The 14,803-nt window shown below is 67.7% G+C and carries 17 protein-coding genes; 12 read left to right on the plus strand and 5 right to left on the minus strand.

The window, feature by feature from the left end; translation table 11 throughout:
* Window positions 1–213: 213 nt before the first annotated feature.
* The 5 genes from AC3WON_RS14575 to AC3WON_RS14595 all read left to right on the plus strand — a co-directional run bounded on the left by AC3WON_RS14575 (window position 214) and on the right by AC3WON_RS14595 (window position 6,019).
* Window positions 214–2,370: a phosphocholine-specific phospholipase C gene (locus tag AC3WON_RS14575; protein WP_492352078.1), complete on the plus strand. Its 2,157-nt coding sequence runs from the start codon at window positions 214–216 to the stop codon at window positions 2,368–2,370.
* Between the two features lie 150 nt (window positions 2,371–2,520).
* Window positions 2,521–3,408, plus strand: coding sequence for a LysR substrate-binding domain-containing protein (locus tag AC3WON_RS14580; RefSeq protein WP_492352079.1), 888 nt, complete (start codon window positions 2,521–2,523; stop codon window positions 3,406–3,408).
* Between the two features lie 124 nt (window positions 3,409–3,532).
* Window positions 3,533–4,234 carry an HAD family hydrolase gene (locus tag AC3WON_RS14585; protein ID WP_492318503.1) on the plus strand — a complete coding sequence of 234 codons (702 nt, stop codon included), beginning with the start codon at window positions 3,533–3,535 and terminating at the stop codon, window positions 4,232–4,234.
* 4 nt (window positions 4,235–4,238) lie between these two features.
* Window positions 4,239–5,261 carry a M14 family zinc carboxypeptidase gene (locus AC3WON_RS14590; RefSeq protein ID WP_492352080.1) on the plus strand — a complete coding sequence of 341 codons (1,023 nt, stop codon included), beginning with the start codon at window positions 4,239–4,241 and terminating at the stop codon, window positions 5,259–5,261.
* Window positions 5,258–6,019, plus strand: coding sequence for an alpha/beta fold hydrolase (locus AC3WON_RS14595; RefSeq protein WP_492352081.1), 762 nt, complete (start codon window positions 5,258–5,260; stop codon window positions 6,017–6,019). Before AC3WON_RS14590 ends, AC3WON_RS14595 begins: the two co-directional genes overlap by 4 nt.
* Here AC3WON_RS14595 and AC3WON_RS14600 read toward each other — a convergent pair.
* From AC3WON_RS14600 to AC3WON_RS14615, 4 genes are all read right to left on the minus strand, one after another.
* Window positions 6,005–6,592 (minus strand): TetR/AcrR family transcriptional regulator, encoded by a 588-nt coding sequence (locus AC3WON_RS14600; RefSeq protein WP_492352082.1) that lies wholly within the window; start codon window positions 6,590–6,592, stop codon window positions 6,005–6,007. The two genes, AC3WON_RS14595 and AC3WON_RS14600, sit on opposite strands and share 15 nt — an antisense overlap.
* 209 nt (window positions 6,593–6,801) lie before the next feature.
* On the minus strand, window positions 6,802–7,314 hold the full coding sequence (locus AC3WON_RS14605; RefSeq protein WP_492318507.1) for a copper resistance protein CopQ: 513 nt from the start codon (window positions 7,312–7,314) through the stop codon (window positions 6,802–6,804).
* A gap of 410 nt (window positions 7,315–7,724) precedes the next feature.
* A complete protein-coding gene (locus AC3WON_RS14610) occupies window positions 7,725–8,291 on the minus strand; it encodes a TetR/AcrR family transcriptional regulator (protein WP_035816210.1) in 567 nt (188 codons plus the stop codon).
* A 273-nt stretch (window positions 8,292–8,564) separates the two neighbouring features.
* Entirely contained in the window at window positions 8,565–8,960 is a 396-nt protein-coding gene (locus tag AC3WON_RS14615) for a hypothetical protein (protein WP_492352083.1), read from the minus strand.
* 375 nt (window positions 8,961–9,335) lie between these two features.
* Here AC3WON_RS14615 and AC3WON_RS14620 point away from each other — a divergent pair, with 375 nt between their 5' ends.
* The 5 genes from AC3WON_RS14620 (at window position 9,336) to AC3WON_RS14640 (ending at window position 12,351) form a co-directional block, all read left to right on the plus strand.
* Window positions 9,336–10,340, plus strand: a complete 1,005-nt coding sequence (locus AC3WON_RS14620) for an alpha/beta hydrolase (RefSeq protein WP_492352084.1) — start codon at window positions 9,336–9,338, stop codon at window positions 10,338–10,340.
* A gap of 183 nt (window positions 10,341–10,523) precedes the next feature.
* Window positions 10,524–10,808, plus strand: a complete 285-nt coding sequence (locus tag AC3WON_RS14625; RefSeq protein ID WP_010812500.1) for a hypothetical protein — start codon at window positions 10,524–10,526, stop codon at window positions 10,806–10,808.
* Between the two features lie 89 nt (window positions 10,809–10,897).
* On the plus strand, window positions 10,898–11,590 hold the full coding sequence (locus AC3WON_RS14630; protein WP_492318511.1) for an alpha/beta hydrolase: 693 nt from the start codon (window positions 10,898–10,900) through the stop codon (window positions 11,588–11,590).
* 60 nt (window positions 11,591–11,650) lie between these two features.
* Window positions 11,651–12,019, plus strand: coding sequence for a hypothetical protein (locus tag AC3WON_RS14635; RefSeq protein ID WP_010812498.1), 369 nt, complete (start codon window positions 11,651–11,653; stop codon window positions 12,017–12,019).
* A gap of 98 nt (window positions 12,020–12,117) precedes the next feature.
* The gene (locus tag AC3WON_RS14640) at window positions 12,118–12,351 is read left to right on the plus strand and encodes a hypothetical protein (RefSeq protein ID WP_010812497.1); all 234 of its coding nucleotides are present in this window, start codon (window positions 12,118–12,120) and stop codon (window positions 12,349–12,351) included.
* A gap of 413 nt (window positions 12,352–12,764) precedes the next feature.
* On the opposite strand, the gene AC3WON_RS14645 is transcribed toward AC3WON_RS14640, so the two are convergent.
* The gene (locus AC3WON_RS14645; protein WP_492318512.1) at window positions 12,765–13,895 is read right to left on the minus strand and encodes an AGE family epimerase/isomerase; all 1,131 of its coding nucleotides are present in this window, start codon (window positions 13,893–13,895) and stop codon (window positions 12,765–12,767) included.
* A gap of 136 nt (window positions 13,896–14,031) precedes the next feature.
* On the opposite strand from AC3WON_RS14645, the gene AC3WON_RS14650 reads away from it, so the two are divergent.
* Window positions 14,032–14,280: a hypothetical protein gene (locus tag AC3WON_RS14650; RefSeq protein WP_492318513.1), complete on the plus strand. Its 249-nt coding sequence runs from the start codon at window positions 14,032–14,034 to the stop codon at window positions 14,278–14,280.
* A gap of 239 nt (window positions 14,281–14,519) precedes the next feature.
* Window positions 14,520–14,803, plus strand: a 284-nt coding sequence (locus AC3WON_RS14655; RefSeq protein ID WP_492352085.1) for a hypothetical protein, incomplete at its 3' end; no start/stop codon positions are given.

The following is a 14,803-nucleotide window of genomic DNA, read 5'->3' on the forward strand; positions in this document are numbered from 1 at the left end:
CCGCCTGCGGCGGCGACTCCGGCGACAGCCCCACCGGCTCGCCCAACGCGGCACCGACCACGCCGGGTGCCCCTGGCACCGGCGGCAACCCCGGCCAGGGGAATGGCAGCGACCAGCCTGGCGAGACGCCCGCCGTGAAGCCGCAACTGCGCTGCGCGCCCTGAAGCCGCACCGGCCCGTCTCCTCCTCCAGAAACCACCCGGCACAGAATCCATGAACCCGCAAAGCAGACGCAACTTCCTCAAGCTCGCCGGCGGCAGCGCCGCCGCCACCGCCGCGCTGGCGGCCTTCCCGCCGTCCATCCGCCGCGCGCTGGCGATCCCGGCCAACAATGCCACCGGCACCATCCGCGACGTCGAGCACGTGGTCATCCTGATGCAGGAAAACCGCTCGTTCGACAACTACTTCGGCACGCTGCGCGGCGTGCGCGGCTTTGGCGACCGCTTCCCGATCCCGCTGGCGGGCGGCCTGAACGTCTGGCAGCAGACCTATACCAACGGCAGCACCACCCGCACCGTGCTGCCCTACCACCTCGACAGCAGCGCCGGCAATGCGCAGCGCGTCAGCGGCACGCCGCACTCGTACCCGGATGCGCAGAACGCCTGGGACCTGGGCCGCATGAACAAGTGGCCGACCCACAAGCAGACCCAGTCGATGGGCTACTACACCGAGGCCGAGCTGGACTTCCAGGTAGCGCTGGCCAATGCCTTCACCCTCTGCGACGCCTACCACTGCAGCTTCCACGGCGGCACCAACTCCAACCGCCTGTTCCACTGGACCGGCACCAACGACCCCAGCGGCGCCAACGGCGGGCCGGTGATCGACAACAGCGGCGACTCGTTCACGGGGTCGGCCCCGGCCTACACCTGGAAGACCTACCCGGAGCGCCTGGAAGCCGCCGGCGTGAGCTGGAAGGTCTACCAGAACATGCCGGACAACTTCACCGACAACCCGCTGGCGGGCTTCAAGCAATACCGCGACGCCAATGCCGCGCGCGGCAACCAGGCCAACGGCAGCCCCTACCCGGCATACACCAGCGCCGACGACGCCATCAGCCCGCTGCTCAAGGGCGTGGCCAACACCATGCCTGACGGTGGCTTCCTGCAATCGCTGCGCGACGACGTTGCCGCGGGCAAGCTGCCGCAGGTGTCGTGGATCGTGGCGCCGGCGACGTACTCCGAGCACCCCGGGCCTTCCAGCCCGGTGCAGGGCGCCTGGTATACGCAAGAGGTGCTGAATGCCCTGACCGCCAACCCGGCGGTCTGGAGCAAGACCGTGCTGCTGATCAACTTCGACGAGAACGACGGCTACTTCGACCACGTACCGCCGCCGTGCGCGCCCGCCTACGACGGCGACACGCTGGCCGGCGCCACCACGCTCGACCCGCAACAAATCAAGCCGGAATACCACGTCGACAGGCACCCCTACGGCCCCGGCCCGCGCGTGCCGATGTACGTGGTCTCGCCATGGAGCCGCGGCGGCTGGGTCAACTCGCAGGTGTCCGACCACACCTCGGTGCTGCGCTTCCTGGAAGCCCGCTTTGGCGTGGCCGAGACCAATATCAGCAGCTTCCGCCGCGCCGTGGCGGGCGACCTGACCTCGGCCTTCAACTTCGTCAGCCCGAACACCAACCCGCTGCCCACGCTGCCCAACCGCGACAAGGCCAGCGCCGATGCCATCCGCACCGCGCAAGGCGTGCTGCCGCAAGTGCCGCTGCCTTCGGCCAGCAGCCAGCAGATGCCGCAGCAGGACACCGGCACGCGCCCGTCGCGCGCCCTGCCCTATGAGCTGCACGTAAGCGCCCGCGAAGACGCCCGCGACCAGCGCGCGGTGTGGCTGCTGTTCAGCAACACCGGCACCGCGGCGGCGGTGTTCCACGTCTACGACCGCCTGCACCTGGACCGCGTGCCGCGCCGCTACATGGTCGAGCCGGGCAAGGAACTGCATGGCAGCTGGGACGTCTTTGCCAGCGACGATGGCAAGTACGACCTGTGGGTGCTTGGCCCCAACGGCTTCCACCGCGCCTTCCGCGGCAACGTGGGGGCCGTGACCGCGGCGGGTGCCAGCGCGCCGGAGATCCGGGTCTGCTATGACATCGCCAACGCCGCGGTGTACGTGGACATGATCAACACCGGCAGCGCCCCCTGCACCTTCACCGTGCAGCCCAACGCCTACCGCACCGACGGTCCCTGGACCTACGAGGTGCCGGCCGGCATGCAGCTGCAGCAGCACTGGCCCGTGGCCCGCCAGGGCAACTGGTACGACTTCACCGTCACCACCGCGCAAGGCGGCTTCACGCGCCGCTTCTCCGGGCGCATCGAAACCGGCAAGGACAGCGTGTCCGATCCGGCGATGGGCCTCAACGGCTGACGCGCAAGTCGCCTGACGGGCAGCGCTGCGCCCGCCCCCCGGCCGCTCCGGCCGCAGGCGGGCGTAGCCGTTTTGTCACATTGGCCCGCTAGACTGCGCGGTCGTCCGGGACCTGTCCGGGCTGCCCCCCCAACTTTCCTGCGGATGACCATGCTCGGCGACCTGCTGATGACCTTTTTCGAAGTGGCGCGCCAGGGCAGCATCACCATGGCGGCCAGGCAGCTGCGCATCAGCCAGCCCACCGTCACCGGCCGCATCCGCCAGCTGGAAGAGACCTACGGCGTGGAACTGTTCCACCGCCGCGCCAGCCGCGTCGACCTGAGCGACGTGGGCGTGGCGCTGATGCCGGTGGTCGAGCAGCTGATGCAGCAGGAAGGCAATGCCGACTACCTGCTGCGCAACGCCGGCAACCTGCGCTTCGGCAACCTGCGCATCGGCGCCACCGGCCCCTACTACATCCTGCGCGCGGTGGCGGCGTTCCGGCAGCGCTACCCGGCGATCGACGTGAGCCTGGACATCGGCAATTCGCAGCAGATGCTGGGGGCGCTGTTCGAGTACCGCATCGACGCCGCGGTATCGTCGCACCCGGTGGACGACGACCGGCTTGCCTGCATCCGGCTGGCGACGGACCCGATGGTGCTGGTGGCCCATCCGGACCATGCGCTGGCGCGGCTGGCGCAGGTCGAGCTGCCGCAACTGCGCGGCTGCCACCTGCTGGTGCGCGAGCACGGCTCGATGACGCGCAAGGCCACCGAGACGGCGCTGGCCGCGTGCGGGCTGGAGTTGCCGCCGCACACCGTGATCGGCAGCCGCGAGGCCATCTACGAGGCCATCCGCCAGGGCCTGGGCGCCAGCGTGGTGCCGCTTGGCGAGGTGCCGCGCGACCCGCTGCTGCGCGTGGTGCCATTCGCACAAGGCGCGCCGGTGCTGCATGAATACCTATACTGCCTGCAGAGCCGGCGCGAGACCCGGCTGGTCGGCGCCTTCCTGGACTGCGTGGCGCTGGACGAGCCGACCGCCGCCACCCACGCCGCCTGACACCCGCATGCCTGCCGCGCCAGATAAAGCGCCAATGCCGGTATCGGAAAACTTGGGTCCTTCATCACCGCGCGGTCACCACGCCGCGCCAAGCTTGCCGGTTTCGCCAACTGAGCTATCCCGCATGCCCGCTGCCCCCCGCCTCGCCCTGTTTGACCTCGACCACACCCTGCTGCCGCTCGACAGCGAGTATGAATGGGCCCGCTACCTCGTCGCCGTGGGCGGCGCCGAGGCCGCCGAGATCGATGCGCACAATGCACGCTGGCTGGCCGCCTACCAGGCCGGGCGCCTGGACTTTGCCGCCCATGCCCGCTTTGCGCTGGGCCTGCTGGCACGCCACCCGCGCCAACGCCTGACGCAATGGCGCGCGGACTTCATGCGCGAGGTGATCGTGCCCGCGATCCGGCCCGATGCGCTCGACCTGCTGGCGCGCCACCTCACCGCCGGCGACCTGTGCTGCATCGTCACCGCGACCTGCCGCTTTGTCACCGAGCCGATCGCGCGCCAGCTGGGCGTGCCGCACCTGCTGGCGGTAGAGGCCGAACATGACGCGCACGGCGAATTCACCGGCGCGCTGGCCGGCGTGCCGGCCTTCGGCCCCGGCAAGGTGCTGCGGGTGCTGGCGTGGCTCGACACGCTGGGCATTGCGCACACGGCGCTGGCACAGGCCACCTTCTATAGCGACTCCCGCAACGACCTGCCGCTGCTCGAAAGCGTTGGCCACCCGGTCGCCGTCAATCCCGATTCGGCGCTGCGAGACGCGGCCGAGGCGCGCGGCTGGCCGGTCTTGCGCCTGTTCGGCACGGCCGGCGTGCCGGCCGCCTGAGTCCATGCACCCGCACGACGGCTTCCCCGAGTACGACCAGCTGCTGGCCTTGCTGGATACGGGCAGCCACGTGCTGGATACGCGGGTGGTCTGCGAAACCATGGTGCAGGGCCATCGCTTCGGCGTCCATGTCGCCACGCTCGGCAGCCGCGATCCGGGCGCGCCGGCGATCGGCATCTTCGGCGGCATCCACGGGCTGGAACGCATCGGCACGCAGCTGGTGCTGGACTACCTGCGCTCGGTGCTGAGCCGGCTGGCGTGGGACGAGCTGCTGCACCGCGAACTGCAGTCGGTGCGGCTGGTGTTCATGCCGATCGTCAACCCCGGCGGCATGTGGGCCGGCACCCGCGCCAACCCCAACGGCGTCGACCTGATGCGCAATGGCCCGCAGGACGCCGATGCGCGCGTGCCCTTCCTCGCCGGCGGCCAGCGCATCGGCGCCTGGCTGCCCTGGTACCGCGGCCCGGCGGGCGCGCCGATGGAAGCGGAAAGCCGCGCGCTGCTGCGCGTGGTGCAGGAAGAACTGCTGCCGCGCCCGCTCAGCTTTGCGGTGGACTGCCATTCGGGCTACGGCTGGCGCGACAGCATCTGGTTTCCGTACGCGGGAACGCGCCGGCCGATGGCGCACCTGCCCGAGATGTACCTGCTCAAGACGCTGTTCGAGCAGGCCCACCCGCACCACGGCTACACCTTCGAGCCGCAAAGCCACCAGTACCTGCTGCACGGCGACCTGTGGGACCATGCCTATGACCTGACGCCGCACGGCAACCTGTTCCTGCCGATGACGCTGGAACTGGGCTCGTGGCTGTGGATCAAGAAGAACCCGCGCCAGCTGTTCTCGCGCGAGGGCATCTTCAACCCGATCAAGGCGCACCGCACCGCGCGCGTGCTGCGCCGGCACGTGAGCCTGTTCGACTTCCTGGGCCGCGTGGCCTTTGCGCCGGATCGCTGGCGACCCCGCGGCGTGCAGCGTGACGACCTGCTGCTGCAGGCACGCGCACACTGGCAGACGGAGCCGCCGCCATGAGCCGATGGGTATTCTTGCGGGGACTGACGCGGGAATCGCGCCACTGGGGAAGCCTGCCGGCGCGTTGGGAAGCGGCCGGGCTGGGCCGGCCGCTGCTGCCCGACCTGCCCGGCAACGGCGCGCTGTCCGCGCAGCCGGCGCCGTGGAGCGTGCCTGAGATGGTCACCGCGGTGCGGCGCCAGTTGTCGGCCACCGGCGCGCACGGCCCCTACCGCGTGCTGGCGATGTCGCTGGGTGCGATGGCCGCGACCGAGTGGGCCAGCGCCTATCCGGAGGAAGTCGGCGGCCTGGTGCTGGTCAATACCAGCATGCGGCCGTTCTGCACGCCCGCACAGCGCCTGCGGCCGCGCAACTGGGGCAAGCTGCTGCGCGTGGCGCAGCGCTGGCAGGACCGCGCGTACTGCGAGCGGACCATCCATGCCATCACCTGTGCCCGCACCGATACGCTGGCACGCGATCTCGAGACCTGGCAGGCCATTGCCGCCGACGCGCCGGTGAGCCGCCAATCCGCGCTGGCACAGTTGCTGGCCGCGGCCCGCTATCGCGCCCCCGCCAGTGCGCCGCGCTGCCCGGCGCTGCTGCTTGCCTCGGCGGCAGACCGCCTGGTCAACCCGGTGTGCTCGGCGCGCATCGCGCAAGCCTGGGACGCGCAGTTGCTGACGCACCACTGGGCCGGGCATGACCTGCCCCACGATGACCCGCAGTGGCTGTGCAATGCCGTCGCCGGCTCGGTGATACTGACACTAAGCGGCGGCTAAGGCCTGCTCCGCCGGCATGGCGCTGGTCAGCAGCGCCGCCGCGGCATCGAGCCGGTCCGGCGTGCCAAACAGCCGCGCACTGATCAAGCCGTTCTGCAACGCCCCGAACACCACCTGCGCCAGCTGCTGCGGCGGAATCGGATAGGGCGACTTGCGCTGCGCCGCGGCGCGCTCGAACAAGCTGGCCAGCCATTGCTCATTGAGCCGGATAAAGTCCTGCATCGCGGCGCGCACCGCGTCCGGCAGCATCAGCACGTCGGCCGACAGCATGCCCACCAGGCAAGCCTGGTCGGTGCCGGCACCCGCGCGCAAAGGCGCAAGGTATTGCCGCGCCTGCTCCGCGGGCGGCAGGCTGGCGTCGATCGCATCCAGGCGCTCCCGCCTGCGGGTGCCGTATTCGCGCACCGCTTCCCGCACCAGGTCGTCCTTGGACGGGAAGTAATAGTGGATGCTCGAGGTCTTGACCCCGACCAGGTCGGCCAGGTCGCGGTAGCTGAAGCCGTTGAACCCCCTGCGGCGGATCAGCACCAGCGCATGTTCGACCAGTTGCTCGCGTACGGATCGGGTGTTCATGGCATCAACTCCTGGTCTTGCTGCCGCGCCGTTCAGGCCGGCAGCGATTGTGCGATCAGCGTGATGAGGGACCCGCTTGCGAAGCAAAGCCCTACCCATCCGCCAAGGATCAGCGCAGTGTCACGCCAACGCATGATCAACTCCTTGAAGACGGGCCGCACCCAGGCGGCCCGGCGGGTTTCAATGGCCGGCAGCACGCCGGCCGGCTCTCAGGCGATGGCGCCGTCGGTATAGGGGTCAGCCTTGCCCACGCGCGCACCGTCGGTGTACGGATCGAAGCTGCGCGACGGTTGGGCCGACACACCACTGCGGTCCAGGCCGGCTACCGTGCGCGCGCCGTCGGTGTACGGATCGAACTTGCCCACGCGTGCGCCTTCGCTGAACGGGTCGAACTTGCCGCTGCGGTAGTTGTAGCCGTAGCTGTCAGCCGGCACGTTGGCCGCTACCGTGCGCGCGCCGTCGGTGTACGGGTCGGGCTTGCCAACGCGTGCGCCTTCGGTGAACGGATCGAACTTGCCGGCGCGGGCGCCTTCCGTGAACGGGTCGAACTTGCCGGTGCGGGCGCCGTCGGTGAAGGCATCGGCCTTGCCGACGCGGAAGGCGTAGCCGTACTTGTCGCCGGCCGAGGTGCTGTCCTGCACGCTGGCGGCTTGCGCAACACCGCCCGCGAGCGCGGCGGCAAGGGTGGCGGCGGTAATCAGGGTCTTGGTGATCTTGGTCATGATGGGCTCCAGGGTGCGATGTTTCGGGATCGCGTAATTAGGTGTCAGTGGCTTTGCAGGTCGGTCTTTCGCTTCCACATCTACTGGTAGATAGATAACTGGTCCTGAAAAAATGACCGCCTCCGGTCATGCAATGGGACCGCCACGTTCTCGCCTTGTCTTGCTTGTTGCTGGCGGTGCAGCGCTTCCATGAGTCAAATACTATCTACTACTAGGTAGAGAATCAAGAAAAAACATTTCTATCGGCCCGATAGCCTATGCCTTTCCTGGCTCTATCTCATTGTTTTAAAAGCGTTTATGACCGACCCCAAGGCGTCGGTGGCGAACCAGCTGGGTGTCAATAAAAAGCCGCCATGCAGCTTGCGCCACATGACGGCCTCAGACGCGCCACTGATAATTGCGCGAAAACCTTAGCCGGCGACGGCGGCCATCAGCGTATCGGCGGCGGCTTCCACCCGGTCGGAGGTCCCGAACAGGCGCGCCGCAATCAGCCCGCTCTGCAGCGAGCCGAACACCACCTGCGCCAGCCGCGCCGGCGGCACCGGGAACGGCGTGCTGCGCTGCGGCTGCGCGCGTTCCAGCAGGCCCGCCAACCATTGTTCGTTCATCAGGTAGAAGCCCTGCAGCATCTTGTGCACGGGCTCCGGCAGGCACAGCGTCTCGGTCGACAACATGCCGCACAGGCAGATCTGGTCCGAGCCGCAGCTGGCGCGGAACGGCGCCAGGTAGATGGCCGCCTGCTCGGTCACCGGCAAGCTGGTGTCGATGGAGCGGATGCGTTCGGCCAGGCGGGCGCTGTATTCCTTCACCGCCTCCTGGACCAGGTCTTCTTTGGTCGGGAAGTAATAGTGGATGCTGGAGGTCTTGACCCCCACCAGCTCCGCCAGGTCGCGGTAGCTGAAGCCGTTGAAGCCGCGGCGGCGGATCAGGACGAGGGTGTGCTCGAGCAGTTGCTCGCGTACCGATTGCGTTTTCATGAAAGCAGTTTATCTATGCGAAGATAGACGCTCAAGTTGAAATGCCCCGGGGCTGGGGTAATTCCCTAGCCTCGGGGCATGTTCTCAGGATGCTTTAGCCTGGCAGGACCTGCGCGGCGAAGGTGATCATCGAGCCACTCGTCACGCAAAGGACCAGCCATCCGCCAAGCAGCAGGACGCTGTTACGCAAACTCATGATGGACTCCATCGGACGGCAGTCAGCGTGACCGCCGCCGTAACGTTGTTGGCCGCCGGCCCCACAGCCGGCAGCAATCAGGCCAGGGCGCCGTCGGTGTAGGGGTCAGCCTTGCCGACGCGTGCGCCGTCCGTGTACGGGTCGAAGCTGCGGGCCGGCTCGGCCGACACGCCGCTACGGTCCAGGCCAGCCACGGTGCGGTAGCCGTCCGTGTAGGGGTCGGTCTTGCCGACGCGGGCACCGTCGGTGTACGGGTCGAACTTGCCAGCGCGAGCGCCTTCCGTGAACGGGTCGAACTTGCCGGCGCGGGCCCCTTCCGTGAAGGTATCGAACTTGCCGGCGCGGTAGCTGTAGCCGTACTTGTCGCCAGCCGAGGTGTTGTCCTGCACGCTGGCGGCTTGCGCCACGCCGCCTGCGAGTGCGGCGGCAAGGGTGGCGGCGGTGATCAGGGTCTTGGCGAACTTGGCATTCATGATGGGCTCCTGGGTGCGATGTTTCGGGATCGCGTCAATTCGGTATCAGTGGCTGTGGCAGGTCGCTTGTTCATACCGCATCTATCAGTAGATAGATTTCAGGTGCTGGAAAAATGACCGCGCCGGTCATGCGATGGAATCGCCACTTTTCCGCCCGTTCTTGCTTGCTTCCGGCGGTGCAGCGGTGCCATGGACTCAATCTTATCTACTACTAGGTAGATAGTCAAGGCAAAAGTTTATATCGAGCAGATAGCCCCTGCCGACAGTGCACGATATGGACAAAAGCCCACTTGGGGCATGCGTGCGAATGAACTTTTCTTCACCCGGACGCCGATGGCCTGCTAGCCTGAAGGAACGCCATCCCGAAACGTCGCCATGCCTGAAGGCCCCCGCCCCGCTCGGCCGGCATCCCGCCATCGCTGGCTCGCCACCGCCGCGGCACTCGCCGTGGCCGCGGGTGTTGCGCGGCACCTACTGTTTCGTGCGGTGGAACGCAAAGCCTTTGTCACGCCGACGGATGAAACAAAGGATGCGGCAGCATCCGACATTTCAGCCCTGACGGTGCGCCATGCCACGTTCGCCAGCGGCGATCGCATCCTGCACGCCGCCTTCATGCCCGCAGCGGACCCCGAAGCGCCGGCGCTGATGGTGTGCCACGGCGACAATGAGAGCCTGCCCGACTGGGCCCCGGTCCAGGCCATGCTGGCCGGCGCGGGCATCGCCTCCTACGTCTTCGACTACAGCGGCTACGGCCGCAGCAGCGGGCGGCCAAGCGTGCGCCGGCTGCGCGAGGATGCGCTGGCCGCCTACCGGCAATTCCTGGCGGCCACGCCGCAGGCAAAACGGCGCGTGGTGCTGGGGCATTCGCTGGGATCGGGCATTCTGCTGGAGGTGGCACAGCGCTTCGACCCGCAGCCCGACGGCTATGTCATTGCGGCGGGCTTCAGTTCGGCGCGCCTGGCCGCGGTGCAGACCGGGCGCATACCCGCATGGGCCGCGTGGTTGCTGCCGGATCCGTGGAACAACGCTGCGCGTGCCAGCCGGCTGGAGCGGCCTCTGCTGGTGGTGCACAGCCGTGACGATGCCGTGATCGTCCCACCCCATGCCGAACGCGTGGCCCGTGCGGCCAGGCATCTGCATGCGCTGGTGATGCTGGACGCCATGCCGCATGACGCAGCCATCCTGCCGGAACATATCGAGGCATTCTGGCCGCCGATCCTGCGCTTTGTGCGCGCGCAGGACGGCGATGCCATGCAGGCGCTGTTGGCAGGAAACGACGCGAAATATGAAGGCGATCCGCCTGGCAACGCGGATCAGGCAGGCACATCGACCAGTCGCACAGGCACATTGGCGACAGCAAGCGGCGAGCGCAGGCAGTAGGGTCACGGGACGGCCGAACCATGGCCGAACAATCTACCGCAGACGTCCGCCACCGGCAATCATCCTTGTGGGCGAGGCGCCACGGCGAGATGCCCGAGAGACTTTTTGCCGAATTCTTGTCTATATTGGTCCCCATGGCACGAGCATCGCTATTTCGCCGTTGACAGCACTGGAGGTACTGCCATGCGTTGGCTTGCAAACCTGTTCAGTCCGCCGACCCCGGAGAAAATCGCCGAGAGGGAACTGCAAGACATGAGGCTGACGCTGTTCCAGGCCGAAAGGCGCTTGCTCGAAGCGCAAATGCAGGTGGCCTACTACCGCGACATGGTGGCCTTCCTGGAAGACGTCGCGGCCAAGGGCGTGGAGGACGTGGTCGACAAGCGCCGCGCCACGCCGCCTGCGATGCCGGAGCTGCCGGCACGCACGCCTGGCCTCACCACGGTCCCTATCGTTCCGTCCGCGGCCTGACGCAGCCGGGGCAGGCCCCGACCTGTGCGATACTCGCGCTGCCTGGCGCCCGTGCGGCGCGCAGGCGCATATCCACAGGAACCAGCCCCATGAGCGAACTGCTGCCCGCGATCGAATTCGAAACCGCGCCCAATCCCGCCTGCGCCGTCATCTGGATGCATGGGCTGGGCGCCGACGGCAGCGATTTCGCCCCGGTCGTGCCTGAGCTGCGCCTGCCCGCAGCGCCCGGCGTGCGCTTTATCTTCCCGCACGCGCCGGCTATCCCCGTGACCTGCAACGGCGGTTATGTCATGCCGGCCTGGTATGACATTTATTCCCTCGATGAATCCGGGCGACGCGCCGATGAAGCCGGCATCCGTGCCTCTTGCGAAGCCATTCGCGCACTGATTGCGCGCGAGAACGCCCGTGGCATCCCCACGCACCGCATCGTGCTGGCAGGCTTCTCGCAGGGCGGCGCGATTGCCTACACCGCCGGGCTGAGCCATGCCGAGACGCTGGCCGGCATCGTCGCGCTGTCCACCTACATCCCTGCGCCGGCAGCGCTGGCGGCCGAGGCCAGCGCCGCCAACGCCACCACGCCCGTGTTTGCCGCCCATGGCACGCAGGACGACGTGGTGCCGCTGCAACTGGGCGTCGCCGCCCGCGATTTCGTGCAGGCGCGGCAGCACCCGGTGACCTGGAACACCTATCCGATGGGCCATTCGGTCTGCCTGGAAGAGATCGCCGCCATCGGCGCCTGGCTGGCAGCGCGCTTTGCGCAGGCAGCCACCGCGCAGTCCTGATCCGCTCCCTGACAAGATGATTGCCGGCCGCTGCGCCGCGCATCGCATTACCCTGCAAGCATGACCCTCGCCCCACTGCCCAGGATCGATTTCAATACCCGCAAGGCGCTGCTGTTCGCACTCGCCGCCGAACGGCTGTCGGCCTACTACGAACACCGCCAATGGATGACCGACGCCCAGGGTGCGACGCTGGCCGGCGAATGGCTGTCGCGCTCGAAGCTGCAGTTGCCGCTGTCCGAGCGGCGCCTGTTGTCCGAACTGAGCGACCAGTTTGCACGCCAGCTGGCTGAGACCCTGTCACGCGAGGCCGGCCTGTACGCCGCGCACGAGATGATGGAAGCCCTCGATCCCAACTACCAGTCTGCGTTTGCCTACGACATGCTGGAAGAATGCGAGCGGCTGCTGCATGAAAACGGCGTGACGGAATAGCGGGCCGGACGGCGGGCGGCGTTTGCAAAGATTGACAGTTGCATTGCGCGCGGGCGCGTAAACTTCGCGCACTGATGACGCCCCCCTTCCTGCCTACCATGGAACGCAAGCACTGCCTGGCCTGGATCGCGCTGAGCATGATCGCAGCAGCCTTGCTGACACTGCTGTGCCTGATCCTGAATGACCACGCCGAGACCCAGGCCGCCAAAAGGGTCGAGCAAATGGCCGTCCGGGTGAAGCCCGCGGGCGCAGGCCTGATCCAGACCCACGCTGCGTCCCCGGCCGCTCAACAGCCGGAGCGGCTGTCGCAGGCCCTCGGCGCGCGGCGCTGAGCCGCATCGGGTGCGCCCCGGCCCGTAACTTCAGAACGACGACCAGTGGTTAAGAAGAACAACAGCACGTGCCGGAGCGCGGGCTTGAGTGTAGGCGCGGTGCCCAACGACGACTGCAAAGAATTGATAAGAGCGCGGTAGCCGACTACCCCTCGGCCGAAGCAGAGCCAGACCGGATAATCTTCACGCCGATATAAGGTATTCGAAATCATGACCGCTGACCAGGACACGCGCAGCAGGGGATGCCTGTCAATCGGCCGATGCAGGTGTATAACCGGTCAGTTGCATGCCATCGCCAGCATTGGATGGCAGGGCTGGCAGCATGGAACGCTGCGCGCAGCCTGCTCGGCAGGCTGCGCCACAGATAAACGGGGGGAGCCGCGCGCGGACGCGCACGAAGTGCGCAGGGTGGCCTAAGCCCCTGGCCATGCCGGCCACGCCGCGCCGGTCAGCGCGGCGAGCGCCGAGTAGGACGTCGCCAGGTGATACGGGGAGGTCGATGGCATGTCGGCGCGCATCACGCTGCCCGAGCGCGCCAGGCATTCATGCCAGCCGTGATCGTGCAGGAAGCGGCTGCGGAACTGCTGCGTCCAGGCTTCCAGCGCCGCCAGCGACTCCGGCGCGCCATGCACGGCGAGCGCGCGCGCGTATTCGGTCTGCGCCCAGATGCGCTGGGTATCGTCCAGCATGGTGCCGTCGGCGTTCAGTGCCGCGCTGACGCCCTGCGTCGACGGCACCACGCCGTGCCGCTGCGCGAAGGCAAAGGCCTGGCGCAGCGTATCGGCCAGCGGCAAGTCCCCGAACAGCGCCGGCGTGCCGGCCACCAGCGAGAACCACTCGAACTGATGGCCCGGCTCGATGCGGTTGCCGGGGCTGCCTTGCGGGAGCTCGGCAATGCAGCCGCTGGCCGGATCGACAAAGCGCTCATGCACCGCCATCGCGATCTCGCGCAGGCGTTCGGCATACCATTCGTCCCCGGTCGCATCCAGCGCGGCCAGGTAGGCCTCGGTCAGGTGCATGATGGGGTTCTGCAGCACGCCGGCACCCTTGGGCCGGAAATGCTCGGTAAGCGCGGCGTGGTACAGGCCCTGTTCGTCGCTGAAGAGGTCCTCGACGACATCGACGGTTTCATCGAGCACGTCGAGCGCGTCAGGATTGCCGCGCCGCGCATGATAGTTGGCGCAGGCGAAGATCACGAAGGCATGCGTATAGAGGTCGCGCGTGGCATCGAGCGGCGTTCCGGCCGGGTCGACGCTGTAGAGCCACGCGCCCTCGCCATTGCCGAAGTAGGCCTGCAGCGAGCCGAAGAGCGTGTCGGCATGCGCATGGTTGCCGGCCATTGAGAACACATAGAGCTGGCGGGCGCATGCCATGGCGCGATAGCGGGCCGGCGGCAACGGCGCGGCACTGGCGCCGTCGAGTGCCTCGTAGGGCAGCAGCAGGTCGCCGTTCCAGCCGCTGGCGGTCCACAGCGGCAGCACGGTGGCATCGTAATGTGCCGTCAGGGCGGCGACCCCTTGGTTTAGCTCAGGCGAGATGGGCATGGTCTGGCGGAAAGTACAGGCGCGGCGAAGGCCGCAAAGGCAGTATCTTGCCATGCCGCGGCCGCAAGACAGTCATGGCATTTGCGGCGAGCTCTTGCTAGCATCAATGGCGCCCACCCGCGAACGGGAGACACCCATGTCGACTTTGCCCCTCACGCTGACTGACGAGCACCGCACATTGGTGCTTCACGTCCTTGAAGATGCACCCGGCCAGTTCACCTGGCGCATCGTCATGGAAGAACGCTGTGGCGCCGCCGACGAGGATTGCACCGTCGCGGCGCCATCCACCTACGGTTCCCGCGCAGAGGCCGAGGCCGCCTGCTGGGCCGCCGGCAACGGCATACTGAACGGTCCGCGCGCCGCAGGCGAACTGCACGCCACCTGAAGCCCCCACGGCATCGCGCAACACTTGCACTACGTGCCGCGTGTCCTAGTCTGGAAGCGTGGCAGTGGCAACGCGGGGTATGCATTTACCTGCGGTTTTCCGTTCCGGCCACGCCCGGGCAACGTATGCTGCCCGGGGCGCTTCCTGCCACCTGCCTGTCATATTCCTGGCCTTAACTGACCTGGTCGCCATGCCGCCCCTAGAAACGGGCACGGTGGGCAAGGCCGCAGGAGCATGCAATGGATAAGCCGGTCGTCACGCCCCAGCGCTTCGTTGAACTGATGAACGAGCGCCTCACCAAGCATCCCCTCTTCCGCGAGGGCATGCGCGTCTATGCCATCCCGCAGCACACCGACCATCCGCGCAGCCTGGTCTGCGTGGGGCCGCGCGGCACCGAATGCGTGTGCGCCACCATCGAAAACATCGTGCGGGGTGAATGTGAGGTGTTCCCCGACATCGATCAGGACTGGCACCGCCCGCCAAAACCCGGCACCCCCGCCGAGTTGCGGGGGGGGGGGGGTGG

Source organism: Cupriavidus sp. FW305-46 (genome assembly GCF_058787075.1).

What these genes read in the sequence shown, in the direction of transcription:
- AC3WON_RS14575 (WP_492352078.1), top strand. Translation starts at nt 214, where the DNA reads ATGAACCCGCAAAGCAGACGCAACTTCCTCAAGCTCGCCGGCGGCAGC.
- AC3WON_RS14580 (WP_492352079.1), top strand. Translation starts at nt 2,521, where the DNA reads ATGCTCGGCGACCTGCTGATGACCTTTTTCGAAGTGGCGCGCCAGGGC.
- AC3WON_RS14585 (WP_492318503.1), top strand. Translation starts at nt 3,533, where the DNA reads ATGCCCGCTGCCCCCCGCCTCGCCCTGTTTGACCTCGACCACACCCTG.
- AC3WON_RS14590 (WP_492352080.1), top strand. Translation starts at nt 4,239, where the DNA reads ATGCACCCGCACGACGGCTTCCCCGAGTACGACCAGCTGCTGGCCTTG.
- AC3WON_RS14595 (WP_492352081.1), top strand. Translation starts at nt 5,258, where the DNA reads ATGAGCCGATGGGTATTCTTGCGGGGACTGACGCGGGAATCGCGCCAC.
- AC3WON_RS14600 (WP_492352082.1), bottom strand. Translation starts at nt 6,592, where the DNA reads ATGAACACCCGATCCGTACGCGAGCAACTGGTCGAACATGCGCTGGTG.
- AC3WON_RS14605 (WP_492318507.1), bottom strand. Translation starts at nt 7,314, where the DNA reads ATGACCAAGATCACCAAGACCCTGATTACCGCCGCCACCCTTGCCGCC.
- AC3WON_RS14610 (WP_035816210.1), bottom strand. Translation starts at nt 8,291, where the DNA reads ATGAAAACGCAATCGGTACGCGAGCAACTGCTCGAGCACACCCTCGTC.
- AC3WON_RS14615 (WP_492352083.1), bottom strand. Translation starts at nt 8,960, where the DNA reads ATGAATGCCAAGTTCGCCAAGACCCTGATCACCGCCGCCACCCTTGCC.
- AC3WON_RS14620 (WP_492352084.1), top strand. Translation starts at nt 9,336, where the DNA reads ATGCCTGAAGGCCCCCGCCCCGCTCGGCCGGCATCCCGCCATCGCTGG.
- AC3WON_RS14625 (WP_010812500.1), top strand. Translation starts at nt 10,524, where the DNA reads ATGCGTTGGCTTGCAAACCTGTTCAGTCCGCCGACCCCGGAGAAAATC.
- AC3WON_RS14630 (WP_492318511.1), top strand. Translation starts at nt 10,898, where the DNA reads ATGAGCGAACTGCTGCCCGCGATCGAATTCGAAACCGCGCCCAATCCC.
- AC3WON_RS14635 (WP_010812498.1), top strand. Translation starts at nt 11,651, where the DNA reads ATGACCCTCGCCCCACTGCCCAGGATCGATTTCAATACCCGCAAGGCG.
- AC3WON_RS14640 (WP_010812497.1), top strand. Translation starts at nt 12,118, where the DNA reads ATGGAACGCAAGCACTGCCTGGCCTGGATCGCGCTGAGCATGATCGCA.
- AC3WON_RS14645 (WP_492318512.1), bottom strand. Translation starts at nt 13,895, where the DNA reads ATGCCCATCTCGCCTGAGCTAAACCAAGGGGTCGCCGCCCTGACGGCA.
- AC3WON_RS14650 (WP_492318513.1), top strand. Translation starts at nt 14,032, where the DNA reads ATGTCGACTTTGCCCCTCACGCTGACTGACGAGCACCGCACATTGGTG.